We start from the raw sequence: 26,596 nt of genomic DNA, 5'->3' as shown, positions 1-26,596 counted from the left end.
GCGATCGCGGGAAGTTACCGCGTCAGCCGTGCGCCGAAACCACGTAAAATCGCGGCTTGGGCCTGAAAAGGGGCCGCAGCCGCGCGAAGAAGACGCGTATTATCCGCTAAAAGCGCGGCTTCACGAAGCAAATGGCAGCAATCTCTCTCTCGAATGGCAAAAAACCGCTTTAACCAGCACTGGCTGCACGACCACATCAACGACCCGTACGTCAAAATGGCGCAGCGGGAGGGCTATCGCGCGCGTGCCGCGTACAAGCTGAAGGAAATCGACGAGCAGGACAAGCTGATCCGTCCGGGCCAGGTGATCGTCGATCTCGGCGCGACGCCGGGCAGCTGGAGCCAGTATGCCCGCAACAAGCTCGCGCAGGGCAAGAAGCGCGACACCGAGCGCGAAGGCGGCATCGACGGCACGATCATCGCGCTCGACCTGCTGCCGATGGAGCCGATCGCCGACGTCCACTTCATCCAGGGCGACTTCCGCGAGGACGAAGTGCTCCACCAGCTCGAGGAAGTGCTCGAAGGCCGCGCGGTGGACCTTGTTATTTCGGACATGGCCCCCAACCTCTCCGGCGTGGCCTCGGCGGACGCGGCGCGCATCGAGCATCTCTGCGATCTGGCGCTCGAATTCGCGCAGAACCATCTGAAGCCGGACGGTGCGCTGCTCGTGAAATGCTTTCATGGCAGCGGCTACAGCCAGATCGTCGAGAAATTCAAACAGCAGTTTAAGACCGTCGCGCCGCGCAAGCCCAAGGCGTCCCGCGACAAATCGTCCGAAACGTTCATTTTGGGTCGGCATCTGAAGCATCCGCGCTGATGCGCAGCGGGGTGCCGCAAACGGGCTCCGGCCCTTGCCAGACAAGCGAAGCGCTATCGCGGCGGTTGTCAATGCTTATGGCGAGGGTGGTCGGACTGGATTAGAATGACCGAGGGGCGCCGCAAGGAAAATGTAGGCGCTCGTCTACGAGTGAAGGAGTGGTGCTTTGAACAACAACATGTTTTCGAAGGCAGCGGTGTGGTTGGTGATCGCACTGGTGCTGTTTACGGTGTTCAAGCAGTTCGACAAGCCCCGCGTCCAGGAAGGCGTGTCCTATTCGCAGTTCATGGACGACGCCAAGAACGGCAAGGTCAAGAACGTTATCGTTCAGGGGCGCAACCTCACCGTCACTCCGGCTGATGGCCAGAAATACCAGATCGTGTCGCCCGGCGACATCTGGATGGTCGGCGATCTGATGAAGTACGGCGTGCAGGTCAGCGGCAAGGCCGACGACGAGCCGAACGCGCTGATGTCCGCGCTGTACTACCTCGGGCCGACGATCCTGATCATCGTGTTCTGGTTCTACATGATGAGGCAGATGCAGGGGGGCGGCAAAGGCGGCGCCTTCTCGTTCGGCAAGTCGCGAGCGCGGCTGATCGACGAGAACAACAACGCGGTGAACTTCTCCGACGTCGCGGGCTGCGACGAAGCGAAGGAAGAAGTGTCCGAGCTCGTCGACTTCCTGCGCGATCCGCAGAAATTCCAGAAGCTGGGCGGTCGCATTCCGCGCGGCGTGCTGCTCGTCGGCCCGCCGGGTACCGGCAAGACGCTGCTCGCCCGCGCGATCGCAGGTGAAGCGAAGGTGCCGTTCTTCAGCATCTCGGGTTCGGACTTCGTCGAAATGTTCGTCGGTGTCGGCGCGGCCCGTGTGCGCGACATGTTCGAGCAGGCGAAGAAGCATGCGCCGTGCATCGTGTTCATCGACGAAATCGACGCGGTCGGCCGTCATCGCGGCGCCGGCATGGGCGGCGGCAACGACGAACGCGAGCAGACGCTGAACCAGATGCTGGTCGAGATGGACGGCTTCGAGGCGAACTCGGGTGTGATCGTGATCGCCGCGACCAACCGTTCCGACGTGCTCGACAAGGCACTGCTGCGTCCGGGCCGTTTCGACCGTCAGGTCTACGTCGGTCTGCCGGACATCCGCGGCCGCGAGCAGATCATGCGCGTGCACCTGCGCAAGGTACCGATCGCGAACGACGTCGATGCGGCAGTCATCGCACGCGGCACGCCGGGCTTCTCGGGCGCCGATCTCGCGAACCTCGTGAACGAGGCTGCGCTGTTCGCCGCACGCCGCGGCAAGCGCATCGTCGAAATGCAGGATTTCGAGGACGCGAAGGACAAGATCTTCATGGGCCCGGAGCGCAAGTCGGCCGTGATCCGCGAGGAAGCGAAGCGCGCGACCGCTTATCACGAGTCGGGCCACGCGGTGGTCGCGAAGCTGCTGCCGAAGGCCGATCCGGTTCACAAGGTCACGATCATCCCGCGCGGCCGTGCGCTGGGCGTCACGTGGCAGTTGCCGGAGCATGACAACGAGACGTACTCGAAGGACTACCTGCTGGACCGCCTCGCGATCCTGTTCGGTGGCCGGGTGGCGGAAGAGCTGTTCATGAATCTCGTCAGCACCGGCGCTTCGGACGACTTCAACAAGGCAACGCAGACGGCGCGCGCGATGGTGGCACGTTTCGGCATGACCGATGCGCTCGGGCCGATGGTCTACGTCGACGACGAGAACGATGCGTCGCCGTTCGGCCGCGGCTTCACGCGCACGATCTCGGAAGCGACGCAGCAGAAGGTCGATTCGGAAATCCGCCGCGTGCTCGACGATCAGTACAACCTTGCGCGCCGCCTGCTCGAAGAGAACCGCGACAAGGTCGAAGCGATGACGGCCGCGCTGATGGAGTGGGAGACGATCGACGCCGATCAGATCAACGACATCATGGAAGGCCGTCCGCCGCGCTCGCCGAAGAGCTCGCCGGCCGTCGGCGGCGATTCGTCGGGCGGCGGCAGCAGCGCCGAGGTCAAGCCCGGCAGCGCGCCGGCGCCTGCTTCGCCGGCGGCATAACCTCCGCTTTAGCACCGTTCACGGGCTGGTGTGGCTTCACACCGGCCCGTTTTGCATTCAACCACGCCAGTCGCTCGTGTCCGATTCCGCTGTTACTCCATCCATTCCCGCGCCGCTCCAGTGCGGCCGCTTCGTACTGACGTTCGAGCGCCCGCTCGTGATGGGCATTCTCAACGCCACGCCCGATTCGTTCTCCGACGGCGGCCGCTTTCTCGCGCGCGACGATGCGCTGCGCCAGGCCGAGCGCATGATCGCCGAAGGCGCGGACCTCCTCGATATCGGCGGCGAATCGACGCGCCCCGGTGCGCCGCCGGTACCGCTCGACGAGGAGCTCGCGCGCGTAATCCCGCTCGTCGAGGCGCTGCGGCCGCTGAATGTGCCGCTGTCGATCGACACCTACAAGCCGGCCGTGATGCGCGCGGCGCTGGCCGCCGGCGCGGACCTGATCAACGACATCTGGGGGTTCCGCCAGCCGGGTGCGATCGACGCGGTGCGAGACGGCGACTGCGGGCTGTGCGCGATGCACATGCTCGGCGAGCCGCAGACGATGCAGGTCGGCGAGCCCGACTACGGCGACGTCGTGACCGACGTGCGCGAGTTTCTCGCCGCGCGCGCGCAGGCGCTGCGCGACGCGGGCATTGCGCCGGAGCGGATCTGCGTGGATCCCGGCTTCGGGTTCGGCAAGGCGGTCGTCGACGACAACTATGCGCTGCTGGCCGCGTTGCCGGAGACGGCGCCCGCGCGGCCCGACGGGCGTGCGTATCCGATCCTCGCGGGCATGTCGCGCAAGTCGATGCTCGGCGCGGTGATCGGCGGCAAGCCGCCGATGGAGCGCGTCGCGGCGAGCTTGGCGGCCGCGTTGTGCGCGATCGAGCGCGGTGCGGCGATCGTGCGCGTGCACGACGTCGCGGCGACGGTCGATGCGCTGAAAGTATGGAATGCCGTGCGCGAAGCCGCGCGGCAACGATAAGTCAGAAGACGAAGGAGGAAGATTCGCTATGGGACGTCGATATTTCGGCACGGACGGCATTCGCGGCACGGTGGGCGAGGCGCCCATCACGCCGGATTTCGTATTGCGCCTCGGCTATGCAGCCGGCAAGGTGCTGGCCAGCTCGGCCGACGTCGCGGCAGGCTCGCGGCCGACGGTACTGATCGGCAAGGACACGCGCGTGTCGGGCTACATGCTCGAAGCCGCGCTCGAGGCCGGCTTCTCGGCGGCCGGCGTCGACGTGATGCTGGCCGGCCCGATGCCGACGCCGGGTGTCGCGTATCTGACGCGCGCACTGCGCCTGTCGGCCGGCGTCGTGATCAGCGCGTCGCACAACCCGTACCACGACAACGGGATCAAGTTTTTCTCCGCCGACGGCAACAAGCTGCCCGACGACACCGAAGCCGCGATCGAAGCGTGGCTCGACAAGCCGCTCGAATGCGCGTCGTCCGACGGCCTCGGCAAGGCGCGCCGCCTCGACGATGCGGCCGGCCGCTACATCGAGTTCTGCAAGAGCACGTTCCCGGCCGCGTTCGACCTGCGCGGGCTGAAGCTCGTGGTCGATTGCGCGCACGGTGCCGCGTACCAGATCGCGCCGCACGTCTTCCACGAACTCGGCGCGGACGTGATCCCGATCGGCGTCGCACCGAACGGCTTCAACATCAACGACGGCGTCGGCGCGACTGCGCCCGACGCGCTGGTGCGCGCGGTGCGGGCGAACCACGCCGATCTCGGCATTGCGCTCGACGGCGATGCGGACCGCCTGCAGGTCGTCGATTCGACCGGGCGCCTGTATAACGGCGACGAACTCCTCTACGTGCTCGTGAAGGACCGGATCGCGACCGACGGCAAGGTCGAAGGCGCGGTCGGCACGCTGATGACGAACCTCGCCGTCGAAGTCGCGCTGCAGCGCGAGGGCGTGAAGTTCGTTCGCGCGGCGGTCGGCGACCGCTATGTGCTCGAGCAGTTGCGCGAGCACGGCTGGCAGCTCGGTGCGGAAGGCTCGGGCCATATCCTGTCGCTCGACCGGCATTCGACCGGCGACGGCATCGTGTCGGCGCTGCTCGTGCTGGCCGCACTGAAGCGCAGCGGCCGAACGCTCGCGCAGATGCTCGATGGCGTCACGCTGTTTCCGCAGAAGCTGATCAACGTGCGGATGAAGCCGGGCGCCGACTGGAAGGGCAGCACGTCGATCCGCGCCGCGATCGACGCAGCCGAAGCCTCGCTCGCCGGCAGCGGCCGCGTGCTGATCCGCGCATCGGGCACCGAGCCCGTGCTGCGCGTGATGGTCGAAGCGCAGCAGGCGGCCGATGCGGTCCGCCATGCGGAGACGATCGCCGACGCGGTGCGCGCGGCGACGACCTGACGCACGATACCGGCGCGGGGCGCTCCTGCCGCCCGCGCGCCGGTTCTCCGGTGAATCGGCATGCGGCGCCTTCGGGCGCCGCAATTTCGTCAGACGCAAAGGTTTGCGCTACCTATAGTGTGTTGCGTCGATCAACGCATCGGCTGACTGAAGATATCTTCCGACCCCTGATGTCGCGCCCACCGCGGGCAAAGGCTTCCCGTCCCGCCGACGCTGCGCTACGATCCGCTGGCGCACCCGAAAAACGGGTGTCCGTTCCGTCCTCGCCTGGCAGGCAATTCTTGCCGCCTCTGCCGTACCGATGCCGCCCAGGCGCCGCCCCCGATACTCCCTTTCAACCAGTCATGTTACTGTCACGCCAGTTTCATCGATTGTCACATTACCGTCATGAGGAGCCCCTAACCTTCGCGGTGCCGTAGTCATCCGCTCACACACTGGAGGTCTCATGAAATTGATGCAAACCGCGATTGCCGGCCTGGCTGGCGCGCTTTTCGCCGTTGCCGCGCAAGCTGCCGACATCACGGGCGCAGGCAGCACGTTCGCGATGCCGATCTATACGAAATGGGCTGCCGACTACCAGCAGTCCGGCGGCGCGAAGGTCAACTACCAGGGTATCGGTTCGTCGGGCGGCCTGAAGCAGATCAACGCGAAGACGGTCGATTTTGCCGGTTCGGACGCTCCGCTGAAGGATGAAGAGCTCGCGAAGGAAGGCCTGTTCCAGTTCCCGACGGTGGTCGGCGGCGTGGTGCCGGTCGTCAACGTGCCGGGCGTGAAGGCCGGTGAACTGACGCTGTCGGGCCCGGTGCTCGGCGACATCTACCTCGGCAAGATCAAGAAGTGGAACGATCCGGCGATCGCCGCGCTGAACCCGAAGGTCAAGCTGCCGGATACGGACATCGCCGTCGTCCGCCGTGCTGACGGCTCGGGCACGAGCTTCATCTGGACGAACTACCTGTCGAAGGTCAACGACGAGTGGAAGTCGAAGATCGGCGAAGGCACGACGGTCAACTGGCCGACGGGCACGGGCGGCAAGGGCAACGACGGCGTCGCGGCCTTCGTGCAGCGCCTGCCGGGCGCGATCGGCTACGTCGAGTGGGCGTACGCGAAGAAGAACAACATGACCTACACCGCGCTGAAGAACTCGACGGGCACCGTGGTCGAGCCGAAGACCGAAACGTTCAAGGCGGCTGCCGCCGGCGCGAACTGGTCGAAGTCGTTCTACCAGATCCTGACGAACCAGCCGGGCAAGGAAGCATGGCCGGTCGTCGGCGCGACGTTCGTGCTGCTGCACGCGAAGCAGGACAAGCCGGAGCAGGGCGCGGAAACGCTGAAGTTCTTCAGCTGGGCGTTCAAGAACGGCGAAAAGGCTGCGGACAGCCTCGACTACATCTCGCTGCCGGCGACGGTCGAGACGGAAATCCGCAAGCAGTGGAAGACGAAGGTGACGGACGCATCGGGCAAGCCGGTCGCCGCCGAGTAAGCATTGCAGCGGTTCGCTGCCCGGCCGCGCCGGTCGGGCAGTGTGTGCGGTAAAGCCGGGCGTTACGGCGCCCGGCAATCAAAAGCAGGCACCCATGTCTGATATTTCATACACGTCCTCCCGATCGCCCGGCAGTGCGCAGCAGCGCGCGCCGAGCCGCCTCGGCGACGTTCTGTTCGGCGGCCTCGCATGGCTTGCCGCGATCGTGACCCTGCTGCTGCTGGGCGGGATCATCGTTTCCCTGATCATTGCGTCGATGCCGACCATCCAGAAGTTCGGCCTCGGCTTCCTGTGGCAATCCGAGTGGGACCCCAACTCGGACATCTACGGCGCACTCGTGCCGATCTACGGCACGATCGTGACGTCGGTCATTGCGCTCGTCATCGCGGTGCCCGTCAGTTTCGGCATCGCACTGTTTCTCACCGAGCTGTCGCCCGTGTGGCTGCGCCGTCCACTCGGCATCGCGATCGAGCTGCTGGCCGCGATTCCGTCGATCGTATACGGCATGTGGGGCCTGCTCGTGTTCGCGCCGATCTTCGCCGAATACTTCCAGAAGCCGCTCGGCCGCCTGCTCAAGGACGTGTGGGTGCTCGGGCCGCTGACTTCCGGCCCGCCGATCGGCATCGGCATCCTCGCGGCCGGCGTGATTCTCGCGATCATGATCATCCCGTACATCGCGTCGGTGATGCGCGACGTGTTCGAGGTCACGCCCGTGCTGCTGAAGGAATCGGCATACGGGATCGGCTGCACGACCTGGGAAGTGATGTGGAAGGTCGTGCTGCCCTATACGAAGACCGGCGTGATCGGCGGCGTGATGCTCGGCCTCGGCCGCGCGCTCGGCGAAACGATGGCCGTGACGTTCGTGATCGGCAACACGAACTTGCTCGACAGCGTGTCGCTGTTCGCGCCGGGCAACAGCATCACGTCGGCGCTCGCGAACGAATTCGCGGAAGCGCAGCCGGGTCTGCATACGTCCGCGCTGATGGAACTGGGCCTGATCCTGTTCGTGATCACGTTCATCGTGCTGTCCATCTCCAAACTGCTGCTGCTTCGTCTCGAGAAGGGAGAGGGCAAGAAATGAGCGAGCCCATCATGAATTTCCCGGGGCCGGACGGCGCCGCGCTCGAAGCGATGCGCGAGCGCCTGCAGCGCAAGCGCAAGGCCGTCAACGCGATCGCGCTCGCCGCATCGCTCGGCGCCATGGCGTTCGGCCTGCTGTGGCTCGTGTGGATCCTGTACACGACGCTGCACCTCGGTATCGGCGGCCTGTCGCTGCAGCTGTTCACCGAGTCGACGCCGGCACCTAACACCGAAGGCGGCGGTCTCGCGAACGCGATCGTCGGCAGCCTGCTGCTGTGCGGTTTCGGCACGCTGGTCGGCACGCCGATCGGCATCCTCGCGGGCGTCTATCTCGCCGAATACGGCCAGAAGAACCTGCTGGCGAGCACGATCCGCTTCATCAACGACATCCTGCTGTCCGCGCCGTCGATCGTCATCGGCCTGTTCGTGTACGCGCTCGTCGTTGCAAAGTCGGGGCGCTTCTCGGGCTGGGCCGGCGTGATCGCGCTCGCGCTGCTGCAGATCCCGATCGTGATCCGCACGACCGAGAACATGCTGAAGCTCGTGCCGAACGCGCTGCGCGAAGCAGCCTTCGCGCTCGGCACGCCGAAGTGGCGAATGGTGCTGAAGATCACGCTGCGCGCCTCGGTGGGCGGCATCATCACGGGCGTGCTGCTCGCGGTCGCGCGGATCGCCGGCGAAACGGCGCCGCTGCTGTTCACCGCGCTGTCGAACCAGTTCTTCTCGTGGGACATGAGCCAGCCGATGGCGAACCTGCCCGTGACGATCTACAAGTTCGCGATGAGCCCGTTCGCGGAATGGCAGTCGCTCGCATGGGCGGGCGTGTTCCTGATTACGCTCGGGGTGCTCGGACTCAACATCCTGGCGCGCTCGGTCTTCTCGAAAAAGTAACGGCGGAGCAATCCGATGAATATGGCAGAGAGCCACCTGAATCCCGTCGAGCGCACCGCAGCGCCCGCCGGCACGCACGACGCGGCGAACGATCGCCCGCTCGCGCCGCTGAACGCGAAGATCGAGGTCAACAACCTCAACTTCTTCTACAGCAAGTTCCATGCGCTGAAGAACATCAACCTGCGCATTCCCGAAGGGAAGGTGACGGCGTTCATCGGCCCGTCGGGCTGCGGCAAGTCGACGCTGCTGCGCACGTTCAACAAGATGTTCGCGCTCTATCCGGAGCAGCGCGCCGAAGGCGAAATCCTGATGGACGGCGAGAACCTGCTGACGACGAAGCGCGACATCTCGCTGCTGCGCGCGCGCATCGGCATGGTGTTCCAGAAGCCGACCCCGTTCCCGATGTCGATCTACGACAACATCGCGTTCGGCGTGAAGATGTTCGAAAAGCTCACGCGCTCGGAAATGGACGACCGCGTCGAGTGGGCGCTCACGAAGGCCGCGCTGTGGAACGAAGTGAAGGACAAGCTGGGCCAGAGCGGCTACGGCCTGTCGGGCGGCCAGCAGCAGCGTCTGTGCATCGCGCGTGGCATCGCGATCCGTCCGGAAGTGCTGCTGCTCGACGAGCCGTGCTCGGCGCTCGACCCGATCTCGACGGGCCGCATCGAGGAACTGATCGCGGAGCTGAAGAGCGACTACACGGTCGTGATCGTCACGCACAACATGCAGCAGGCCGCACGCTGCTCGGATTACACGGCCTACATGTACCTGGGCGAGCTGATCGAGTTCGGTGAAACCGAAAAGATCTTCATCAAGCCGGTACGCAAGGAAACGGAAGACTACATCACCGGCCGCTTCGGTTGATGACGGAGAACAACAGCCATGTCGGATAAACATCTGTCGAGCCAGTTCGACGCGGACCTGAATGCCGTGTCGTCGAAAGTTCTGGAAATGGGCGGGCTCGTCGAGTCGCAGATCGTCGGCGCGATGCACGCACTCAACGAATTCGATCGCGATGCGGCGGAGAAGGTGATCACGGCCGAGGAAACGCTGAACGCGATGGAAGTCGAGATCGACCAGGAATGCGGCAACATCATCGCGCGGAGGCAGCCTGCCGCGCGCGACCTGCGTCTTTTGATGTCGATTTCGAAAACGATTACGAACCTCGAGCGCGCCGGCGACGAGGCCGAGAAGATCGCGAAGCGCGTGCGTCGCCTGGTCGACGAGCCGGCCGCGCGCGCGGTCAACATCGCCGAGATCAAGGTGTCGGGCGAGATGGCCGTGTCGATCCTGCGCCGCGCGCTCGACGCGTTTGCGCGTCTCGATACGGTGGCGGCCGCGCAGATCGTCAAGGACGACAAGGAGATCGACCTGGAATTCCGTGCATTCGTGCGCAAGCTCGTGTCGTACATGCAGGAAGATCCGCGCACGATCTCGGTCGGCCTCGAATACCTGTTCATCGCAAAGGCGATCGAACGGATCGGCGACCACGCGAAGAACATCGCCGAATTCATCATCTACATCGTGAAGGGCACGGACGTGCGGCACCAGCCGCGCGACACGCTCGACCGCGAAGCCAACAGTTAACGCGACAACGTACAGGAAGAAAAGAGGTGCCGATGCCCAGCAACATTCTCGTCGTTGAAGATGAGCCCGCGATTTCCGAACTGATCTCGGTGAATCTCCAGCACGCCGGTCATTGCCCGATCCGCGCGTACAACGCCGAACAGGCGCAGAACCTGATCAGCGACGTGCTGCCCGATCTCGTGCTGCTCGACTGGATGCTGCCGGGCAAGTCCGGTATCGCGTTCGCGCGCGACCTGCGCAACAACGAACGGACCAAGCACATCCCGATCATCATGCTGACCGCGCGCGGCGACGAGCAGGACAAGGTGCTCGGCCTCGAGATCGGCGCGGACGACTACGTGACGAAGCCGTTCTCGCCGAAGGAGCTGATGGCGCGCATCAAGGCCGTGCTGCGCCGTCGTGCGCCGCAGCTGACCGAGGACGTCGTGTCGATCAACGGGCTGCGCCTCGATCCGGCCACGCATCGCGTCGCCGCGCATGCGGAAGGCAGCGAGATCAAGCTCGATCTCGGCCCGACCGAATTCCGCCTGCTGCATTTCTTCATGACGCATCCGGAGCGCGTGCACAGCCGCACGCAACTGCTCGACCAGGTGTGGGGCGACCACGTGTTCGTCGAAGAGCGCACCGTCGACGTACACATCAAACGATTGCGTGCAGCCTTGAAGCCGGCCGGCTGCGATGCGATGATCGAGACCGTGCGCGGCAGCGGCTACCGGCTCGCCAAGCACGCGTAACGTATCCGGACATGCCGTGTGCCACGGCATGCCGTTCATTCTTTCGGGCGCTGAATCATGAACATCATCTGGGCGCGCTTTCTCGTGTCGCTCGTGCTGCTCGTGCTGATCGGCGTATTGGTCGGCGTCTTTGCCGGCCCGACCGCGGGCCTCGTGTTCGTGGCCGTGATGCTGATCGCGCAGGGCTTTTTCAGCACCTTCCATACGCAGCGTCTGTGGCGGTTGCTCGATGCGCCGGTCTACGGCGAAGTGCCGAGCGCACCGGGCATCTGGGGCGAGATCTACTATCGGCTGCACAAGCTCGCGAAGCAGTGGCATGCGCAGGTGCGGCAGGTCGAGCAGCAGCATTCGCGCTTCATCCAGGCGATCCAGGCCTCGCCGAACGGCGTCGCGATGCTCGACGACCACGACCAGATCGAGTGGTGCAACGCGATCGCCGAGGTCCATTTCGGCCTCGATGCGAAGCGCGACCTGCGCCAGCACGTCACGAACCTGGTGCGTCATCCCGAGTTCGTCCGCTACCTGAACGCGCAGCATTACGACGAGACGCTCGTGATGCGCGGCATGGGCGGCGCGCGGCAGAACGTGCTGGCCGTGCAGGTGTTTCCGTACGGCGAGAACCGCAAGCTGCTGCTCACGCAGGACATCACCGAGCTCGAGCGTACCGACGCGATGCGGCGCGACTTCGTCGCGAACGTGTCGCACGAATTGAAGACGCCGCTCACCGTGCTGTCGGGCTTCCTCGAGACGATGCGCGAGCTGCCGCTGAACGAGGAGGACCGCGCACGCTATCTCGAGATGATGGAGCAGCAGGCGTCGCGGATGCGGCACATCGTTACCGACCTGCTGGTGCTCGCGAAGCTGGAAGGCGAGAGCAAGCCGCCGGTCGATCGCGCGATCGACATGCGCGCCGTGTTCGACCATCTGAAGGAGGATGCGCAGACGCTGTCGAACGGGCATCACGACATCGCGTTCTCGATCGACGAGACGCTCGGCGTCACGGGCGCGCAGACGGAGTTGTTCAGTGCGTTCGCGAATCTCGTCACGAACGCGATTCGCTATACGCCGGACGGCGGCAAGATCGCCGTGTCGTGGCGGCGCGAGGGTGCGCAAGGCGTGTTTTCCGTCACGGACAGCGGCTTCGGCATTCCGGCCGCCGACCTGCCGCGGCTGACCGAGCGCTTCTATCGTGTCGACCGCAGCCGCTCGCGCGATACAGGCGGCACGGGGCTCGGGCTCGCGATCGTCAAGCACGTGCTGCAGCGGCACGATGCGCACCTGTACGTGCAAAGCGAGGAAGGGCGCGGCAGCACGTTCACTGCGCGGTTCCCGGGCTCGCGCGTCATCGCGATCCGGCCGGCCGCGTACGAGGCATGATCGCGTAACGGCATCCGTCGCTCGTTCCGCGAGCGGCGGCACGCCAGGCAAGAAAAAAAGCGCAGCCCGCGTATGTGAGCTGCGCTTTTTCATTGGCCGTGCGGGGCGCGACTCGCGCCGCACGGCAGGCTCACGAGCAAAATTTCGCGAGCAGCCCGAGTTGCGCGTTGCGGATCGTCTTGCCTGCGCGGCGCCGGCGGTAGTGACCGTCGCTGAGCATCTGCCAGGCCGACTGGTTGTCGCCGAGGCACACCGACAGGCCTTCGGCGATCACGCGTCGCTTGAGCTTGCGCTCGCGGATCGGGAACGCGACTTCGACGCGGCGGAACAGGTTGCGGTCCATCCAGTCGGCGCTCGACAGATAGACGTCCTCGACACCGCCCGCGTGGAAATAGTAGATCCGGTGGTGCTCGAGGAAGCGGCCGACGATCGAGCGCACCGTGATGTTTTCCGACAGCCCCGGCACGCCGGGCTGCAGCGCGCAGACGCCGCGCACGATCAGGTCGACCTTCACGCCGGCCTGCGACGCTTCGTACAGCGCGGCGATCACCGTCGGCTCCAGCAGCGCGTTCATTTTCGCGACGACGCGCGCGCGCTTGCCGGCACGCGCATTGTCGATCTCCGCGCGGATCGATTCGATGATGCGCGGATGCAGCGTGAACGGCGACTGCCACAGCTCGTGCAGCGTGAGTTCGCCTCCGATTCCGGTAAGTTGCTGGAATACGTGGTGGACGTCCTCGCAGATCTTCTGGTCGGCCGTCATCAGCCCGAAGTCGGTGTAGAGGCGCGCCGTGCGCGGGTGGTAGTTGCCGGTGCCGAGGTGCACGTAGCGGCGCAGCGTCGCCTTGCCGGCCTCCACGACGCGCCGCACGATCAGCATCATCTTCGCGTGGCACTTGTGACCGACCACGCCGTACACGACGTGTGCGCCGACGGCTTCGAGCTGCGATGCCCAGTTGATGTTGGTTTCCTCGTCGAAGCGCGCGAGCAGCTCGACGACGACGGTCACTTCCTTGCCGTTGCGCGCGGCTTCCATCAGCGCGTCCATCAGCGGCGAATCGGTGCCGGTGCGGTAGATCGTCTGCTTGATCGCGACGACGCTCGGGTCCTTCGCGGCCTGCTGCAGCAGTTCGAGCACTGGCTGGAAGCTCTCGTACGGATGATGCAGCAGGATGTCGCCGTCGTCGATCGCATCGAACATCGTCGGCGCGTTCGCGATCGCCGGTGGGGTCGATGCGGTGAACGGCGCGAATTTCAGGTCGGGTCGATCGACGAGATCGGGAATCTGCATCAGGCGCACGAGGTTCACGGAGCCGGCCACGCGATAGCAGTCCTTGTCGCGGAGTTCGCTTTCCTCGAGCAGCCGCCGCACGATGTGCTGCGGCGTGTCGGCCGACACCTCGAGGCGCACCGCGTTGCCGAGGTGACGCGCGGGCAGTTCGCCCTGCAGCGCGACGCGCAGGTTCGTGATTTCGTCCTCGTCGACGAACAGTTCGCTGTTGCGTGTGATGCGGAACTGGTTGCAGCTCTTCACGACGAGTTGCGGAAAGAGTTCGCCGACGAAGCGCTGCATGAACGAGCTCAACAGCACGAAGCCGTGCTCGAAGCCCGACAGCGCGTGCGGCATGCGCACGACGCGCGGCAGCGCGCGCGGCGCCTGCACGATGCCCATCACGGCCTGGCGGCCGAACGCGTCACGGCCTTCGAGCTCGACGACGAAGTTCAGGCTCTTGTTCAGCACGCGCGGGAACGGGTGGGCCGGATCGAGGCCGATCGGCGTCAGCACGGGCAGCAGTTCGTCGAGGAAGTAGTGTCGCGCCCATTCGAGCTGCTCGTCGTTCCACGAATCGCTCGCATGGAAGTAGATGCCTTCCTGTTCGAGCGCGGGCAGCACGGTTTCGTGCAGCATCGTGTACTGTCGATGGACAAGCCGTTGCGCGCGTTCGACGACGAGATCGTAAGCATGCTGTAACGACATGCCGTCGGGCGTCAGCGCGCCGGGGTTGTCGCGAATCTGTTCCTGAAGGCCGGCCATCCGGACTTCGAAGAATTCGTCGAGGTTGCTGCTGGTGATGCAGATGAAGCGAAGGCGCTCGAGCAACGGAACTTGCGGATCGGCTGCCTGGGCCAGCACGCGCTCGTTGAAACCGAGGATGCCGAGTTCACGATTGAGAAGCGGGTAGCGGACGGACATCGGCAGAGTAGGGGGTGATTCAGGCGATGATTCGAAAGGACGCTCGGAAACTCTCACGGTACGATGACGTGCTGATGACGATAATGATTTTATATCGGCAAATTCTACGCCCTAACCGATTCGTCGCATAAATGTTTCGGCCATATACACTTGAGCAGTGTGCATGCCCGTGAAGCGTGGCAATGGCAAGCGTTCCACGCTTAAAATGTCGCCTTTGATTGATCGCCCTGGGTTGCCGGACCGGCTGCCGTGGGCGAACGCGCACGGAGCCCCAATCTGATGGTTACAACCCCCCACTTGCTGGCTGCCGTGGATCTCGGCTCGAACAGCTTCCGGCTGATCGTCGGCCGCGTCGAGGAAACGTCGGCGGGCAGCCAGATCTATCCCGTCGACGCGTTGCGCGAGCCTGTTCGGCTGGCCGCGGGCCTGTCGAGCGACAAGATGCTCGATCGCGCGTCGCAGGAGCGTGGCTGGGAGGCGCTCAAGCGGTTCGGCGAGCGCCTGCGCGATTTTCATCCGGATCGTGTGCGCGCGGTGGCGACCAATACGCTGCGCGTCGCGAAGAACGCGGCTGAATTTCTCGGCGAGGCCGAAGCGGCGCTCGGTTTCCCGATCGAAGTGATCGCAGGCCGCGAAGAAGCGCGGCTGATCTACGCGGGCGCCGCGCACTCGGTGCCGGCGAGCGCCGGCAAGCGGCTCGTCGTCGACATCGGCGGCGGCTCGACCGAATTCATCATCGGCTCGCACTACACGCCGATCGTGATGGAGAGTCTCTATATCGGCTGCGTGAGCCACAGCCGCACCTTCTTTCCGGCCGGCAACGTCGACGAATACACGATGCGGCAAGCCGAACTCGCGGCCAAGCGCGAGATCCAGATCATTTCGAGCGAGTACAAGAAGGCCGGGTGGGACCAGGCGATCGGTTCGTCCGGCACCGCGCGTGCACTCGCGGAGCTCGTCGAGGCGAACGGCTTCAACGATCCGGGCGTCACGCACGGCATTTCGCGCGGCGGCCTCGAGCGGCTGAAGCGCGCGCTGATCAAGTCGGAGAACGTCAACCGGCTGAAGCTGGTCGCGCTGAAGCCCGACCGTGTGCCGGTGCTCGCGGGCGGTCTCGCGATCATGCTCGCGGTGTTCGAGGAGCTCGGCGTCGACTACGTCGATACGACCGACGGCGCGCTGCGTCTCGGTGTGCTGTACGACCTGCTCGGCCGGACGCAGCACGAAGACATGCGCGCGGTGACTGTCGAGGGCTTTACTCGCCGCTACGGTGTCGATCGTGCGCAGGCCGAGCGGATCGGCACGCTCGCGGCGCGTTTCTACGACGAACTCGACGAAGCCGATGACGAAGCGCGCGAGGAAGGCCGGATGTTCCTCGGCTGGGCGGCCGCGTTGCACGAGATCGGCCTGTCGATCTCGCACAGCGCGTATCACAAGCATTCGGCCTATATCGCGAGCAACGCGGACATGCCGGGTTTCTCGCGCACCGACCAGGCGCGGCTTGCCGCGCTCGTACTCGGCCATGCGGGCAAGCTCGGCAAACTGTCGCAGGCGCGCGAGGTCGAGTGGCCGCTGCTGTTCTGCCTGCGGCTCGCGGCGCTGCTGTGCCGGCGCCGGACCGATGCGGGGCTGCCCGATATTTCCGTTTCGCAGATGAAGAAGGGCGGGTACGAGGTGCGTCTGCCGAGCGCCTGGGTCGAGCAGAACCCGTTGACCGACTACAGCCTCAGCCAGGAGGCGGCGGAGTGGGAGAAGGTCGGTATCCCGTATCGCGTGGTTTATACCGGCGCGTGACAGGTCGATAGCGGCCTGGAGCGGGCCCGGAAGGTGCTCTGGGCGGCGAGGGATGTGCCGCGCCGCACGATCATCGTTACGGGCCGCGCAACGCGGGTGCCGCCGGTCTGCTCAATCCGACGAGCAGACGATCGCGGTCAGGAACGGAAACGCCTGTTGGACGGTTGCGTCGCTGCCGGCCTTGCGCACGGCTTCCTCGACCGCGCTCTTCGTACCGCGTACCACGACACCGTAGGCCCAATCGCCGATCGGCGTGCCGTCGCCCGGACGGAAGATCGGGTCGTTCGCCTGGTAGCCGAGTACGACATAGACGCCGAAGCCGTACGCCGTCAGCGAGCGGTTCGTGCGGAACGCATTGACCGAATTCGATTCGACATGCATGGGCTCCGACTGGATGTCGCCGGCGGCGAGCAGCGGTGCGACGAACTTGTGGCCCGTCGAATGGCAGTCGAGCGCGCCGTCGAGCGCCTTGGCCGAAGCGTTGCCGGCGGTGGCGAGTGCGAGCAGCAACGCACACAGAGCGGTTTCGAGGATATTGTTTTTCATGCGCGGATGCGGGTTGTTCACACGTATTATCGCGTGTTCCCGCAAGTTCCGTGCGCGCGCTGGGCGTGGCGGCGCGGGCGCGTCGCCGCAGCGGGTGATCCGTGCTCAGGGCGCACCGCCGCAAGCACGGAAAACGGGGACGATCGAGCGCTTGTAAAAACGCCCGTAAACGGAAGAGGGGTTGGCGGAAAATTCCTATAACCCCGGATTCCTTGGGTTGGAGCGAAAGGCTTCGACCCTTTGACCCAAATCGGGTATCGATATGGATCGACGTCTTAAATCGCATTATGTCGTTGAAGCGGCTTTCCGATGGAGCCAGTGGGCCGCCAGGAGAGTACCAAGTCGCAGGGGGGAAACAGACCCGCGTCCGTTGGCCTATTTGTTTAGCGGCGGGTATGTGATTTCGTCGACCAGGCAACAGATCAGCCGGTGATCGGAAACACGAAACAGCGTCGCGTCGTGGTTGTCTTGCTCGCCTACAAAGAACAGGTAACCCTTCTCCTTGGTGCCTTTGTCTTTTGCCGCAATAGCCTCTTTGCGAGCGGCTTCGATCTCATTGCGCACGTATGTGCGCTTTGCCTTGCTCCAATCGGCCCATTCGACGCGTACCCGGTGACCAAGCGCAAGCCGCTTTTCCGGATCGCGCTCGCCGGCGTCAACGGTGACTTCGAGAAATTCCTCAGTCTCCAGGGGCTTGCTCCACCGAATCGCGGCATAGAAGATCCGGGCGTCCGGATAGCGAGCCAGTTCGTCCCATTTCAGCTTCTTGAATACGGACAGATATTTCGTCGCATCAATGCCAGGCACATCCAGTTCGAGATCACGATCGTAGGGAAAATTGATGAAGGCCCGACAGATCGGGCGAATCGTGTTCGCGACGCGTCGACGGTTCGGCGTTGATGTGCCGCTGTTGCCGTCGTTTGTCCGTCTGGTGCCGCCGCCTCCCGTCACGTCATTATCGCCGCCGCCAGGTCCGCCTGTGATTGCGCGAAGATCGCGCAGGACCAGCTTGGACGGATATGGCGCAGGAAACCCTTCCTTCGGCGTGCTTAGGCGTTTCTTCTTGCCCTTGGCGACGAGCTTTTTCTCTCCGTCCACATCGCACTCCGGCTTGTGATCGCCGTCTCGCGCAGTAAAGTATGGGCGGACCACATTCTCCGGTCGATAAGCGGCGGGCGTGAGCTTGATTCCGCATCCACGGCATACGTATCGGTCCTTGTCGACCTCGGGGATGAGCCAGAGTTGTTCGGCTTCGACGATTTCGCCGGTGATCTTGTCTTGTGCTGAATCCATTTACACCTCGTTGAGTTTTTCTTCTGCAGCGTGAAGTATTCGGCGTGACTGGGTTGGCTGCATTAAGTACGAAGATTTGAGCGGTTCCGTGGTAATCAAGCACGCGAGGAGTCGAGCGGCGTGTCGATAGCCGATCAAAACCGACCCGTTTGCAGCAAGTTTTTTCATCGAAAATTACCGCACATGTCCGAATGTGCGCCTAGGACGCCAGGCAGGAAAAACCGGAGTGGCTACAGTGAGCATGTTGGCCAAAATCCGGCGGATGCACTTCCGCAATGGCCTCCACCACGTACGATTCCAGGCGCTTTGTTCCGATGCGCCGAAAACTTGCGAGTGCTGCCGCGCTCGCGGGTTTTTTATTGGCCTGTTCCGTGCAGGGATGCAAAGCGACGGCGCCAAAACCGGCGCGCGGCGCGCGAGCGCCCCCGCTTACGACGACGCCGATTCCGCCGACCTCGCCTGCGACTGCCTGAGCGTGCCGAGCACCGCGCGCGCCGCGACGACCACGACCGTGCCGGTCCCGATTGCCACCGGGTATTTCCAGTCCGTATGCGGCATGATCTGTGGAATGACCGAGATCGCCAGCGCCGGCAGGATGAACACGTCGATCGCGCGGATGAACACGATGCTGGCCCCCAGCGCGCACAGCACCGACAGCGGTCCGGTGTCGAACAGCGCGATGCTGGCCCAGCCGAAGCCCGCCGTCACCACGCAGATCGCCGGCAGGAACGCGGTGCGCCGCGCCCACGGGCAGGTTTCCGGACGCACCAGCGTTTCGTATGCGATCACGAGCAGCGGCGGGAACAGGATCAGCCGGAGGTCGGTGCGAGCCGCGAGGAAATAGGTGAACGCGAGGACGCACGCGAACGTGATCCAGCGCGCGACCTTGCCGGCTGCCAGCGTCTGCGCGGGCGGGTTCGCCGGCGGCGCGGCCGGTCTTCCGAAGCTGCCTTGCCACCAGAATCGGTACGCCATCGACAGAAGCGCCAGCAGGCCGGTATCGAAGATGATGAACGCGCAGTAGTGCAGGCTCGTCACGTTGAACACCAGTGGCAAGAAGCCGGCGGGCACGGCGGGAAATACCGGCGACTTCATCGCCTTCACGATCAGGATCGAGCCTGCGATGCAAAGGATCGCGGCGGGGATCCCGTAGGGCAGGTGGCTCGCAATGCCCACGCCCCACAGCGCGGTGGCAGCGGTGGTCGTGACCACCATCAGCGGCGAGCGGGCCCACGGCCCGGCCGGTCGCATGAACATGCCGTAGCCGAGCGCCGCCAGTTCGGGGAAGAACGCGAATTCATTGTGGACGACCTTTCCCACGGTCGAGACGAAGCAGAGATACAGCACGGTCAGGCACGCGGCGGGCAGCGTGCTTTTGATGGAACGGGCTTGAGTCATATCGGTTGCGGGGCCTGTGAGATGAGGTTCGGGCTATCGGACGAAACGAACGCCGGCAGCGTCGGGCCGCGCCTCGCGCGAACGCGGCCCGGTTCGTTTCTGTCGCATCAGATGCTTGCCGAGCGCCTGGCGAGCGCGGCTGGGTCGAGGTGCATGACGGTGGGCCCGCTCGGCGCACTGGTCCCGCCCGACTGCGCTGGAAAGCGCGTGCGGATCGACCGCTCGATGCCCGCGCCGTCGAGGCCGCATTCGACGAGCAGTTTCGCCGGGTCGCCGTGGTCGATGAACTGATCGGGGAGGCCCAACTGCAGCACGGGCGGCATCGTGTCACGCGCCAGCAGCACTTCCACGCAGGCCGATCCGGCGCCGCCCATCACGCAGCCTTCCTCGAGTGTGACGAGCGCATCGTGCGTTTCCGCCAGTTGACGGATCAGCTCGGCATCGATCGGCTTCACGAAACGCATGTTCGCCACCGTCGCGTCCAGCCGTTCCGCCGCCGCCGCCGCCAGCGCCGGCGCGACCATCGTGCCGAACGCGAGCAGCGCGATGCGCCGGCCGGCCGGCTGCGATGTCGCACGGCGCAGCTCGCCCTTGCCGAGCGGGATCTCCGTCATCTGCCGGACCGTCGCGACGCCGGTTCCGGCGCCGCGCGGATAACGCACGGAGGTCGGGTTCGGCTGCTGCAGGGCCGTGTACAGCATCTGCCGGCACTCGTCCTCGTCGGACGCCGCCATCACCGTCATGTTCGGAATGCAGCGCAGATACGCGATATCGTAGGCGCCGACGTGGGTGGCGCCGTCGGCGCCCACGAGGCCCGCACGGTCGATCGCGAACACGACGGGCAGGTTCTGCAGCGCGACGTCGTGGATCAGCTGGTCGTAGGCTCGCTGCAGGAAGGTCGAATAAACCGCGACGACCGGACGCATGCCTTCGGCCGCGAGGCCGCCCGCAAAGGTGACCGCATGCTGCTCGGCGATGCCGACATCGAAATAGCGGTCCGGAAAGCGCTTCTCGAACTCGACCATGCCCGAGCCTTCGCGCATCGCCGGCGTGATGCCGACCACGCGCGGATCGAGCGCGGCCGCATCGCACAGCCACTCGCCGAACACATGCGCGTAGGTCTTCCTGGCGGGCGTCGTCGACGGCTTGATCCCTTCGGCCGGATTGAACTTGCCCGGCCCGTGGTACAGCACCGGGTCCGCTTCCGCCAGCTTGTAGCCGAAGCCCTTCTTCGTCACCACGTGCAGGAACTGCGGGCCGTTCAGGTCCTTGATGTTGCGCAAGGTCGGGATCAGCGAATCGAGATCGTGGCCGTCGATCGGGCCGATGTAGTTGAAGCCGAGTTCCTCGAACAGCGTGGCCGGCGCGATCAGTCCCTTCGCGTGTTCCTCGAGCTTGCGGGCCAGGTCGAGCATCGGCGGCGCGACGCGCAGCACGCGCTCGACCCCGGCGCGCGCGGTCGCGTAGAAGCGGCCGGACATCAGGCGCGCGAGGTGCCGGTTCAGTGCGCCGACGGGCGGCGAGATCGACATGTCGTTGTCGTTGAGGATCACGATGAACGGCACGTCGTCGGCGACGCCGGCGTTGTTGAGCGCCTCGAACGCCATGCCGGCGGTCATCGCGCCGTCGCCGATCACGGCGATCGAATGCCGGTTGCGACGCAGCAGTTTCGACGCGACCGCCATGCCGAACGCGGCGGAGATCGACGTGCTCGAATGCGCGGTGCCGAACGTGTCGTATTCCGATTCGGTGCGGACCGGAAAGCCCGAGATGCCGCCGCGCTGGCGCAGCGTGCGCATCTGCTCGCGCCGGCCGGTCAGGATCTTGTGCGGGTAGGTCTGGTGGCCGACGTCCCAGACGATCCGGTCGTGCGGCGTGTCGAAGACGTAGTGCAGCGCGATCGTCAGTTCGACCGCGCCGAGGTTGGAGGACAGATGGCCGCCTGTCTGCGAGACGTTCTCGAGTACGAAGGCGCGTAGTTCGTCCGCGAGCGGCTGCAACTGCTGACGGTCGAGGCGGCGCAGGGCGGCCGGGTCATCGATGGTTTTCAGTAAGTCGTACATGGTCGTTCCGTCGTGGGGAGACGCGCGCGTCCGCACTGCTGGATCCCGATTCACCCGGATGCCGGGTGGCGGCAGACGGTCGCGTCGGGAGTGAAGCGTTGCCGGGTACCCTGAAACGCCGCCACGCGACAGGCCGGATGCCGGCGCTGTCGCGTGCGTGTTGCAATTCGCGTGACGAAACAACTAGACGGTTGCGGGATCGAGCTTCTCGGGGTCGATGCCGTAACGGCGGATCGCTTCACTGACCCGCGCGCGCGGAATCGCACCGTCGTCGGCCAGCGCCTTCAGCGCGGCGAGCACGATGAAGTGTCGATCCACCTCGAAGAACGTGCGCAACGATTCGCGCGTGTCCGAGCGGCCGAAGCCGTCGGTGCCGAGCGACACGAGGCGGCGGTCCGTGACGAACGGCCGGATCTGGTCGCCCACGATCTTCATGTAGTCGGTCGCGACGACGAGCGGGCCGGCGTGTCCGCGCAGCGTCTGCTGCACGTAGGCGGTGCGGGGTTCGTCCTCCGGATGGAGCAGGTTCCAGCGCTCCGCCTGCAGGCCGTCGCGGCGCAGTTCGGTGAGGCTCGTGGCGCTCCACACGTCGCTCGCGATCGAGAAGTCCTGCAGCAGCAGTTCGCTCGCCGCGATCACTTCGCGCAGGATCGAGCCGCTGCCCATCAGTTGGACGCGCGGCGCTTGCGGCGCCGTCGCCGCGCCTTCGCGGAACAGGTAGAGCCCCTTCAGGATGCCGGCTTCCGCGCCTTCCGGCAGAGCGGGGTGCGGGTAGTTCTCGTTGAGCAGCGTGATGTAGTAGAAGATGTCTTCCTGTTCCTGGTACATGCGCCGCAGGCCGTCCTGGATGATCACCGCCAGCTCGTACGAGAAGGTCGGGTCGTAGGACACGCAGCAGGGGATGACCGACGAGAGTACGTGGCTATGGCCGTCGTCGTGCTGCAGACCTTCGCCCATCAGCGTCGTGCGGCCCGAGGTCGCGCCGAGCAGGAAGCCGCGCGTGCGTGCGTCGCCGGCCGCCCAGGCCAGATCGCCGACCCGTTGCAGCCCGAACATCGAATAGAAGATGTAGAACGGGATCGTGGTCAGGCCGTGCGTGCTGTACGAGGTGCCCGCCGCGATCCACGACGAGATCGCGCCCGACTCGTTGATGCCTTCCTGCAGGATCTGTCCGTCCTTGGCTTCCTTGTAGTAGCTCAACTGGCCGGCATCCTGCGGCGTGTAGAGCTGACCCATATACGAATGGATGCCGATCTGGCGGAACAGGCCTTCCATGCCGAAGGTCCGTGATTCGTCGGGCACGATCGGGACGATCTGCTTGCTCAGGTTCGGGTCCTTCAGCAGCGTGGTGAGAATCCGCACGAACGCCATGGTGGTGGACGAACCGCGTTCGCCGCTGTCCTTCAGCTGCGCGGCGAAGGCCGACAGCGGCGGCACGTCGAGCGGCTCGACCTCGCTGAAGCGGGCCGGCACATGGCCGCCCAGGCTCGCGCGTCGCTGCTCGAAATAGCGCGCCTCCTCGCTGCCCGGCTCCGGTTTCAGATAGGGCATCTCCTCGAGCTGCGCGTCGGTAAGCGGCAGCGAGAAGCGGTCGCGGAATGCCTTCACGGCGTCCGCGCTCATCTTCTTGAGCTGGTGGTTGATGTTCTGACCTTCGCCTGCTTCGCCCATTCCGAAGCCCTTGACCGTCTTCGCGAGGATCACCGTGGGCTGGCCGCTGTGGTTCATTGCGCGCTCATACGCAGCGTAGACCTTCTCCGGATCGTGACCGCCGCGCGCGAGCGCCCAGATCTCGTTGTCCGACAGGTCGGCCACGAGCTCCAGCAGTTCGGGATACTTGCCGAAGAAGTGCTCACGCACATACGCGCCGTTCTGGGACTTGAAGGTCTGGTAATCGCCGTCCACGCACTCCATCATTCGCCTGCGTAGCAGGCCGGTCTTGTCGCGCTGCAGCAGGCGGTCCCAGCCGCTGCCCCACACCACCTTGATGACGTTCCAGCCCGCAGCACGGAAGGTGCCTTCGAGTTCCTGCATGACCTTGGCATTGCCGCGCACCGGACCGTCCAGCCGCTGCAGATTGCAGTTCACGACGAAGATCAGGTTGTCGAGGCGCTCCCGTCCGCCGAGCGAAATCGCGGCGAGCGATTCCGGCTGGTCCATCTCGCCGTCGCCGAGGAACGCCCAGACCTTGCGGCCCTGATGTTCCTTGAGGCCACGATACTCGAGATAGCGCATGAAGCGCGCTTGATAGGCGGCCGTAAGCGGCCCCAGACCCATCGAGACGGTGGGGAACTGCCAGAAACCCGGCATCAGGCGGGGATGCGGATAGGAGGACACGCCGTCACGTCCCGCCTCGCGGCGGAAGTTTTCCAGCTGCGCATCGGTGATCCGGCCTTCCATGTAGGCGCGACCGTAGATCCCGGGTGCCGAATGGCCCTGGATGTATACGAGGTCGCCGTCGAATTTATCCGTGCGCCCGCGGAAGAAATGATTGAAGCCGACCTCGTAGAGCACCGCGGCCGATGCATAGGTCGCGATATGACCGCCTACGTTCGAATGCTTGCCGGCGCGCAGCACCATCGCCATCGCGTTCCAGCGGATATAGGCGCCCAGCCGACGTTCGATGGCGATGTCGCCCGGATAGTGCGGCTGCTGTCGCACCGGGATCGTGTTGACATAGGGCGTCGTCACGCGGGCATACAGGTCACCGTGGGCGCCCACGTCGAAATCGAGTAATTGATCGATCAGGTAGTGCGCGCGCGGACGTCCCTCCACCTCGACGACTGCCTGCATTGCTTCCAGCCACTCGCGGGTTTCCTGTGGATCAACGTCCGATAGCGTGGACGGTTGGTTCATGACATAGCTCCATTGAAAGAGAGGGTCGGGCCTAACCACTGCAGGGAGGAACGGCAGGCTGCGAGGACTGCGCGCCACGCGAGAAAGGTCGTCTGGCCGGCGATGAATTGCATTTGCAACGCTATGGATTGTATCGGCACGGAGTAGAATTGCAACTACAATCAGATTTTCAGGAGCGACATCTTGCCTAACCATGAGCCTGATCTCTGGTTCTCCTTTGTCCGCGCGCATCGGCGATTGATTCGTGAAATTGAACGACGTCTTGCCGAGGCGGACCTGCCTGTCTACGCGTGGTATGACATCCTGTGGGGAATCGAAAGCAGTCCGGAGGGTTCGCGCCGGATGCACGAGCTGGCGGATGCGCTGGCCGTCGAGCGCTACAATCTGACCCGTCTCGTCGATCGTCTGGAAGGCGAGGGGCTCGTCACGCGAGCCCGTTCGGCGGAAGACGGACGCGCCGCGTTCGTATCGATCACCAAGGAAGGCCGAGCGTTGCGCCGCAAGATGTGGAAGATCTACGAAGCCACCGTGGCCGAGTTGTTTCTGTCGGAGTTCGATGCCGAGCAGCGGCGGCAGTTCGCGAGCGCGCTCGACCGCTCGGCGCACGCGACACGCGAATCCTATACCGCCGGGAAAGCAACGACCTGAGCGCGCGGCGCGCGCCGCGCCGGTGGCTCATTCGTTGATCGCCTGTCGGATGTGAACCGACAGTTCGGTGACATAGGGCGAGGCGCCGATGATGAAGCGGCGATCCTCGCCCCCCCTGGAAAAGCGCGTGACCTTGCCGCCGAGCGCGGGGACGATGACGCGCGCCGCGCAGAGCGGATTGGCGTCCGCATCGAATGAAACGATGCCGCCGAACTTGCCGGTTGCGATCTTGATCGTATCGATCGCATGCGATCCGGTTGCGAGCAGGCGATTCGAATGCTGCTCGACGACGTCGCGGACTTGTCTGGCGACCGGGTCATGCCGGACCGCATAGCCCTGGGTCCAGCCGATGGTCGAATTCCCGAGCGACGCATCGGGTCGCAGATCCCGCAGCGGGGTGTGATTGTGGAAGATCAACCCGCCCCGGATGCCGTGAACCGTTTCATCCTGATAGGCGTCGTAGAGAATCGCGGCGACCGGCTCGCCGGCGTAGCATAGGGTCAGCGTGACGCCGAACAGCGGAATGGCCGAGATGTAGTTCGGGATGCCGTCGAGCGGATCGACGATCCAGCTCCAGTCGGATGCGCCGTGCCGCGTGCGCGTGCGCTTCGAGTGAATCGCGTGCGAGCGATTGATGCCGTGGATGCCGTTGATCAGCAGATTCTCGCAGGCGCCATGGACATCGATCGCGATGTTCCAGAAATCCATTTTCTCCGACACGCGAATTTCGGAGAAGAACCGGCGCCGGGCGAGCTTGCCCGCATCGTGGGTCGGCTTGAGCATCGCATCGAGGTATTGGCGCGCTTCGTGTTCCGGAAATTTATTAGTTATATTAAACATAATAAAACTCCATTTTCACAGATGGACATGGAACGGTGTTGGGGGGAGGGAACGAAGCCGGGGCGCCGGGGGGGCGCCGGTCGGATTAGCGCGATGCCTGTGGGGACAGGCGGCCCGGCCGCGACGTGCCGCGCGTGCGGGAGGCCGCGCGTCATGGGCAAGCCAGCGGCCGGTACCGCTGTTCTGGCGCAAGCGCCGAGGCGTCGCTAGTTCCCGGACGCGGCTTCCTTGGGCTTCGACACCACCACGACGAGATCGCCGCAGGACGGCCCGCTCAGCCGCTCGCCCGTTTCGAGGCTGAACTGCGAGAAATGCAGCGGGCAGGCGATAGTCTTCTTTTCCCGATTGATGACGCCATGCGTGAGCCAGCCTTGGCGATGCGGGCAGTGCTTCGGGATGGTCACGTCGAAGTCGTCGAGGTGGATCGTGAAGGTTTCATCCTCGACATAGTCGTCTGTATGGTTCATATGCGTATCTGGAAACCGGGGCGCCGTCCCGCCGACGGCTCGCGTGCAACGCCCCGGTGCCCCCTGCTCCGAAATAGAGGGTTGTCAGTGGAATGCCATTGCCGCAACGACGC

21 protein-coding genes are annotated in these 26,596 nt (G+C 64.8%); 13 read left to right on the top strand and 8 right to left on the bottom strand.

From position 1 onward, the window contains the following. Positions 1-153 precede the first annotated feature (153 nt). The 11 genes from DM992_RS15110 (at position 154) to phoR (ending at position 12,384) form a co-directional block, all read left to right on the top strand. Positions 154-816 carry an RlmE family RNA methyltransferase gene (locus DM992_RS15110; protein ID WP_111017392.1) on the top strand — a complete coding sequence of 221 codons (663 nt, stop codon included), beginning with the start codon at positions 154-156 and terminating at the stop codon, positions 814-816. Positions 817-982: 166 nt separating this feature from the next. Further along, the gene (gene ftsH / locus DM992_RS15105; protein WP_111017391.1) at positions 983-2,881 is read left to right on the top strand and encodes an ATP-dependent zinc metalloprotease FtsH; all 1,899 of its coding nucleotides are present in this window, start codon (positions 983-985) and stop codon (positions 2,879-2,881) included. A 28-nt stretch (positions 2,882-2,909) separates the two neighbouring features. Next, positions 2,910-3,851 carry a dihydropteroate synthase gene (folP, locus tag DM992_RS15100; RefSeq protein ID WP_111017390.1) on the top strand — a complete coding sequence of 314 codons (942 nt, stop codon included), beginning with the start codon at positions 2,910-2,912 and terminating at the stop codon, positions 3,849-3,851. A gap of 28 nt (positions 3,852-3,879) precedes the next feature. Then, a complete protein-coding gene (gene glmM / locus DM992_RS15095) occupies positions 3,880-5,235 on the top strand; it encodes a phosphoglucosamine mutase (protein ID WP_111017389.1) in 1,356 nt (451 codons plus the stop codon). A gap of 445 nt (positions 5,236-5,680) precedes the next feature. After that, positions 5,681-6,715 carry a phosphate ABC transporter substrate-binding protein PstS gene (gene pstS, locus DM992_RS15085; RefSeq protein WP_111017388.1) on the top strand — a complete coding sequence of 345 codons (1,035 nt, stop codon included), beginning with the start codon at positions 5,681-5,683 and terminating at the stop codon, positions 6,713-6,715. A gap of 94 nt (positions 6,716-6,809) precedes the next feature. Continuing rightward, complete coding sequence (pstC, locus tag DM992_RS15080; protein ID WP_111017387.1) at positions 6,810-7,796, top strand: phosphate ABC transporter permease PstC; 987 nt, start codon at positions 6,810-6,812, stop codon at positions 7,794-7,796. Continuing rightward, the gene (pstA, locus tag DM992_RS15075) at positions 7,793-8,686 is read left to right on the top strand and encodes a phosphate ABC transporter permease PstA (protein WP_111017386.1); all 894 of its coding nucleotides are present in this window, start codon (positions 7,793-7,795) and stop codon (positions 8,684-8,686) included. The genes pstC and pstA overlap by 4 nt, the downstream gene beginning before the upstream one ends. Positions 8,687-8,701: 15 nt before the next feature. Further along, entirely contained in the window at positions 8,702-9,550 is an 849-nt protein-coding gene (gene pstB / locus DM992_RS15070) for a phosphate ABC transporter ATP-binding protein PstB (RefSeq protein ID WP_072435860.1), read from the top strand. A gap of 18 nt (positions 9,551-9,568) precedes the next feature. Next, positions 9,569-10,273 carry a phosphate signaling complex protein PhoU gene (phoU, locus tag DM992_RS15065; protein ID WP_111017385.1) on the top strand — a complete coding sequence of 235 codons (705 nt, stop codon included), beginning with the start codon at positions 9,569-9,571 and terminating at the stop codon, positions 10,271-10,273. A gap of 32 nt (positions 10,274-10,305) precedes the next feature. Next, entirely contained in the window at positions 10,306-11,007 is a 702-nt protein-coding gene (phoB, locus tag DM992_RS15060; RefSeq protein WP_027787869.1) for a phosphate regulon transcriptional regulator PhoB, read from the top strand. Positions 11,008-11,064: 57 nt separating this feature from the next. Further along, positions 11,065-12,384 (top strand): phosphate regulon sensor histidine kinase PhoR, encoded by a 1,320-nt coding sequence (phoR, locus tag DM992_RS15055; RefSeq protein WP_111017384.1) that lies wholly within the window; start codon positions 11,065-11,067, stop codon positions 12,382-12,384. A 130-nt stretch (positions 12,385-12,514) separates the two neighbouring features. Here the strand turns inward: phoR and ppk1 are convergent, their stop codons facing one another. After that, positions 12,515-14,578 (bottom strand): polyphosphate kinase 1, encoded by a 2,064-nt coding sequence (ppk1, locus tag DM992_RS15050; protein ID WP_111017383.1) that lies wholly within the window; start codon positions 14,576-14,578, stop codon positions 12,515-12,517. A gap of 279 nt (positions 14,579-14,857) precedes the next feature. On the opposite strand from ppk1, the gene ppx reads away from it, so the two are divergent. Further along, positions 14,858-16,372: an exopolyphosphatase gene (gene ppx / locus DM992_RS15045; RefSeq protein ID WP_111017382.1), complete on the top strand. Its 1,515-nt coding sequence runs from the start codon at positions 14,858-14,860 to the stop codon at positions 16,370-16,372. A gap of 111 nt (positions 16,373-16,483) precedes the next feature. On the opposite strand, the gene DM992_RS15040 is transcribed toward ppx, so the two are convergent. The 5 genes from DM992_RS15040 to aceE all read right to left on the bottom strand — a co-directional run bounded on the left by DM992_RS15040 (position 16,484) and on the right by aceE (position 24,528). After that, positions 16,484-16,918 (bottom strand): hypothetical protein, encoded by a 435-nt coding sequence (locus DM992_RS15040; RefSeq protein WP_111017381.1) that lies wholly within the window; start codon positions 16,916-16,918, stop codon positions 16,484-16,486. Between the two features lie 375 nt (positions 16,919-17,293). Continuing rightward, positions 17,294-18,211, bottom strand: a complete 918-nt coding sequence (locus DM992_RS15035) for a hypothetical protein (RefSeq protein ID WP_111017380.1) — start codon at positions 18,209-18,211, stop codon at positions 17,294-17,296. A gap of 429 nt (positions 18,212-18,640) precedes the next feature. Further along, positions 18,641-19,609 carry an HPP family protein gene (locus DM992_RS41695; RefSeq protein WP_162631665.1) on the bottom strand — a complete coding sequence of 323 codons (969 nt, stop codon included), beginning with the start codon at positions 19,607-19,609 and terminating at the stop codon, positions 18,641-18,643. A gap of 107 nt (positions 19,610-19,716) precedes the next feature. Continuing rightward, positions 19,717-21,672 carry a 1-deoxy-D-xylulose-5-phosphate synthase gene (gene dxs / locus DM992_RS15020; protein ID WP_111017377.1) on the bottom strand — a complete coding sequence of 652 codons (1,956 nt, stop codon included), beginning with the start codon at positions 21,670-21,672 and terminating at the stop codon, positions 19,717-19,719. A 183-nt stretch (positions 21,673-21,855) separates the two neighbouring features. Continuing rightward, positions 21,856-24,528, bottom strand: a complete 2,673-nt coding sequence (aceE, locus tag DM992_RS15015; protein ID WP_111017376.1) for a pyruvate dehydrogenase (acetyl-transferring), homodimeric type — start codon at positions 24,526-24,528, stop codon at positions 21,856-21,858. A gap of 183 nt (positions 24,529-24,711) precedes the next feature. On the opposite strand from aceE, the gene DM992_RS15010 reads away from it, so the two are divergent. Next, positions 24,712-25,176, top strand: a complete 465-nt coding sequence (locus tag DM992_RS15010) for a MarR family transcriptional regulator (protein ID WP_111017375.1) — start codon at positions 24,712-24,714, stop codon at positions 25,174-25,176. A gap of 27 nt (positions 25,177-25,203) precedes the next feature. Here DM992_RS15010 and DM992_RS15005 read toward each other — a convergent pair whose 3' ends face one another. Both DM992_RS15005 and DM992_RS15000 read right to left on the bottom strand, forming a co-directional pair. Further along, positions 25,204-25,959 (bottom strand): inositol monophosphatase family protein, encoded by a 756-nt coding sequence (locus DM992_RS15005; RefSeq protein WP_239511292.1) that lies wholly within the window; start codon positions 25,957-25,959, stop codon positions 25,204-25,206. Positions 25,960-26,222: 263 nt separating this feature from the next. Then, a complete protein-coding gene (locus DM992_RS15000) occupies positions 26,223-26,483 on the bottom strand; it encodes a Rieske 2Fe-2S domain-containing protein (RefSeq protein ID WP_111017373.1) in 261 nt (86 codons plus the stop codon). Positions 26,484-26,596 lie beyond the last annotated feature (113 nt).

This window comes from Burkholderia sp. JP2-270 (assembly GCF_003233675.1).
GTDB classification, from domain to species: Bacteria; Pseudomonadota; Gammaproteobacteria; order Burkholderiales; family Burkholderiaceae; genus Burkholderia; species Burkholderia pyrrocinia_C.
This window is presented reverse-complemented; position numbering and strand designations above follow the sequence as displayed.

What these genes read in the sequence shown, in the direction of transcription:
- pstB (WP_072435860.1), top strand. Translation starts at nt 8,702, where the DNA reads ATGAATATGGCAGAGAGCCACCTGAATCCCGTCGAGCGCACCGCAGCG.
- DM992_RS15005 (WP_239511292.1), bottom strand. Translation starts at nt 25,959, where the DNA reads ATGCTCAAGCCGACCCACGATGCGGGCAAGCTCGCCCGGCGCCGGTTC.
- pstC (WP_111017387.1), top strand. Translation starts at nt 6,810, where the DNA reads ATGTCTGATATTTCATACACGTCCTCCCGATCGCCCGGCAGTGCGCAG.
- DM992_RS15035 (WP_111017380.1), bottom strand. Translation starts at nt 18,211, where the DNA reads ATGGATTCAGCACAAGACAAGATCACCGGCGAAATCGTCGAAGCCGAA.
- DM992_RS15000 (WP_111017373.1), bottom strand. Translation starts at nt 26,483, where the DNA reads ATGAACCATACAGACGACTATGTCGAGGATGAAACCTTCACGATCCAC.
- phoB (WP_027787869.1), top strand. Translation starts at nt 10,306, where the DNA reads ATGCCCAGCAACATTCTCGTCGTTGAAGATGAGCCCGCGATTTCCGAA.
- DM992_RS15110 (WP_111017392.1), top strand. Translation starts at nt 154, where the DNA reads ATGGCAAAAAACCGCTTTAACCAGCACTGGCTGCACGACCACATCAAC.
- ppk1 (WP_111017383.1), bottom strand. Translation starts at nt 14,578, where the DNA reads ATGTCCGTCCGCTACCCGCTTCTCAATCGTGAACTCGGCATCCTCGGT.
- ppx (WP_111017382.1), top strand. Translation starts at nt 14,858, where the DNA reads ATGGTTACAACCCCCCACTTGCTGGCTGCCGTGGATCTCGGCTCGAAC.
- phoU (WP_111017385.1), top strand. Translation starts at nt 9,569, where the DNA reads ATGTCGGATAAACATCTGTCGAGCCAGTTCGACGCGGACCTGAATGCC.
- pstS (WP_111017388.1), top strand. Translation starts at nt 5,681, where the DNA reads ATGAAATTGATGCAAACCGCGATTGCCGGCCTGGCTGGCGCGCTTTTC.
- phoR (WP_111017384.1), top strand. Translation starts at nt 11,065, where the DNA reads ATGAACATCATCTGGGCGCGCTTTCTCGTGTCGCTCGTGCTGCTCGTG.
- dxs (WP_111017377.1), bottom strand. Translation starts at nt 21,672, where the DNA reads ATGTACGACTTACTGAAAACCATCGATGACCCGGCCGCCCTGCGCCGC.
- glmM (WP_111017389.1), top strand. Translation starts at nt 3,880, where the DNA reads ATGGGACGTCGATATTTCGGCACGGACGGCATTCGCGGCACGGTGGGC.
- pstA (WP_111017386.1), top strand. Translation starts at nt 7,793, where the DNA reads ATGAGCGAGCCCATCATGAATTTCCCGGGGCCGGACGGCGCCGCGCTC.
- DM992_RS15040 (WP_111017381.1), bottom strand. Translation starts at nt 16,918, where the DNA reads ATGAAAAACAATATCCTCGAAACCGCTCTGTGTGCGTTGCTGCTCGCA.
- aceE (WP_111017376.1), bottom strand. Translation starts at nt 24,528, where the DNA reads ATGAACCAACCGTCCACGCTATCGGACGTTGATCCACAGGAAACCCGC.
- DM992_RS41695 (WP_162631665.1), bottom strand. Translation starts at nt 19,609, where the DNA reads ATGACTCAAGCCCGTTCCATCAAAAGCACGCTGCCCGCCGCGTGCCTG.